This is a genomic window from Streptosporangium sp. NPDC087985 (assembly GCF_044741965.1).
Lineage (GTDB): Bacteria > Actinomycetota > Actinomycetes > Streptosporangiales > Streptosporangiaceae > Streptosporangium.
This window is the reverse complement of record NZ_JBIUTQ010000059.1, coordinates 1-2330: the sequence shown is the minus strand read 5'-3', so window position 1 is coordinate 2330 and position 2330 is coordinate 1. Positions and strand designations below refer to the sequence as shown.

The window sequence follows — 2330 nt, the reverse complement described above, 5'->3', positions numbered from 1 at the left end:
ACTCGAAGGATCACGCGATGGCCGTCCTCATTTCACGGCGCCACGCCCACTACCTGGGGAAACTCGTACACCACCTCCGTGGACGCAACCAGGACTCCGCCGTTGGGCCGTCGCAGCGGTCTGATCGAAGCTGGGGGCAGCCCGGCCCCGGACACGCGGGGGAGGGTGGAAAGCAGCCCCGACAACGACGGGACGGGTCGGTACTGCCAGACGGCCCGGGTCCGGCAAGCAAGGTGGGAAGGCGTACGAATGTAGGAACCAGTGGTCGAACCCCCTTAAGTCCAGAACCGGCTCCAACCTGGTGGATATGGGCCGGTATGCAGTGCACGTCGGGTCGCGGTGCGGCTGGGCGACTCCGAAGCCGACGGATCGGGTCGGTGGGGAGGCCACGAGGAAGGTCTGCGGCGTACTCGTGGCGAGGCTGCAGGGGAAAAGCTGGGCGCCTCACCCATCGAACGGTCAGCAGTGAACGTGGGAAGCATCCCGCGGCCGTCCGTCTTCCCGGCCCGCCAGGCCTGGAGCGGACAGGTGCGTGGTCGGCTGGTGGCTGCGGGATGTGGCGGAGCCCTCGTAGTAGTCGGAGTCCGGGAAAGCCGGTCACGGGGCGAAGGAGGGCAGCGAGTTCGCGGCGACGTGACTGGAAGATCAGGAGGTCGTGGGTGAATACCAGCGCTCCGATGCCGGAGGCGATGCTCGGGTGGGAGCCCGGCATGCTGTGGTGGCGGGTACTGAAGATCCAGCGCAAGCTGCACCAATGGGCGGGCGACGATCCTGCTCGTCGGTTCGATGACGTGTTCAATTTCGTGTGTGACCCCGCTGTGCTGGTTTTGGCCTGGCAGCGGGTGCGGACCAACAGGGGCGCGCGGTCGGCCGGGGTGGATGGCGAGAGTGCCTACTACGTCGAGACCGTGCGCGGCGTTCAGCAGTTCCTCGCCGAGGTGAGGGCGGATTTGAAGGCCGGGGCGTTTCGCCCGAGCCCGGTGCGGGAGGTGATGATCCCCAAGCCGAGCGGCAAGCGCCGCAGGCTGGGCATTGCCACCGTGCGGGATCGAGTGGTGCAGGCCGCTCTGTTGACCGTGCTGGAGCCGATCTTCGAGGCGGATTTCCTCCCGTGTTCCTACGGGTTCCGCCCCGGACGCCGGGCCCATGACGCCATCGCCGAGGTCCACTTCCTGACCTCTCATTCCTATGAGTGGGTACTCGAAGGGGATATCGAGGCGTGCTTCGACTCCATCTCTCACTGCGCTCTTTTGGAGCGGGTGCGCAGGCGGATCGGGGACAAGCGCGTATTGGCCCTGGTGAAGGCGTTTCTTAAAGCCGGGATTCTCGGTGAGGATCTGGTGGAAAGGGACAGCGGCACGGGCTGTCCGCAAGGTGGCATTCTGTCCCCGTTGCTCAGCAACGTGGCCCTTTCTGTCCTGGACGAGTACATCGCCCGGGCAGCGGGAGGGCCGGCGAGCAAGCCGTGGGAGCGGTCGAAGCGTCGTCGGCAAGGTCTTCCCAACTACCGGCTGGTCCGGTATGCCGACGACTGGTGCTTGATGATCTCGGGCACCAAAAGCGACGCGGAAGCCCTCCGGGCTGAGATCGCAGAGGTCTTGTCCACGGTGGGCCTGCGCCTGTCGCCGGAGAAGACCGTGATCACCCACATCGACGAGGGCCTGGACTTCCTCGGGTTCCGTGTCCAGCGGCACCAGAAGAAGGGCGCGACAAAGCGCTACGTCTACACCTATCCGCACCGGGCCGCCCTCGCGGCGGTCAAGGCGAAGGTGAGAGCACTGACCCAGGGAAACACGCATCAACCCCTGGCCGTCCTGCTGCACCGGCTCAACCAGGTGCTGCGGGGCTGGACCACGTACTTCCGGCACGCGGCCTCGGCCAAGACCTTCGCCTACCTCGGCGCATTCACCTGGCGTCGGGTCTGGCTCTGGTTACGGCACAAGCACCACAAGTCCAGCTGGAAGGAACTGCGTCAGCACTATGCGCCCTCGGGCGTGCTGACGCAGGGCAAGGCCAGTCTGTTCAACCCGGCGACGGTGGGCATCATCCGCTACCGCTACCGAGGAACAGACATCCCCTCGCCGTGGACCCGGCCAGAACAGGAAACAGCCACCTGACCTGCGGAATGGATTCGTGGAGAGCCGGATGCTCGGCCAACGGGCACGTCCGGTTCGGAGGGCGGGCCGGGGAAACGGAACAGCTGAGAGGCCGCCACCGCGCCCCGGCCCGACCCTACTACTACCTGCTCGAAGCCGAGGGATTCACCTGCTGGCTGCTGAACGCCAAGCACGTCAAGAACGTCCCCGGCCGCCCCAAAACCGACAAGCTGG

The 2330-nt window shown here is 66.1% G+C and carries 2 protein-coding genes; both read left to right on the top strand.

Translation table 11 applies throughout. From position 1 onward, the window contains the following. Nucleotides 1-677: 677 nt before the first annotated feature. Nucleotides 678-2117 (top strand): group II intron reverse transcriptase/maturase, encoded by a 1440-nt coding sequence (gene ltrA / locus ACIN94_RS32745; protein ID WP_400714908.1) that lies wholly within the window; start codon nucleotides 678-680, stop codon nucleotides 2115-2117. 8 nt (nucleotides 2118-2125) lie between these two features. Continuing rightward, a partial coding sequence (locus ACIN94_RS32740) for a hypothetical protein (protein WP_400714905.1) occupies nucleotides 2126-2330 on the top strand: 205 nt, incomplete at its 3' end.

Bases quoted from the DNA above. Each gene is read 5' to 3' on its own strand.
- ltrA (WP_400714908.1), top strand. From the start codon at position 678: ATGCCGGAGGCGATGCTCGGGTGGGAGCCCGGCATGCTGTGGTGGCGG.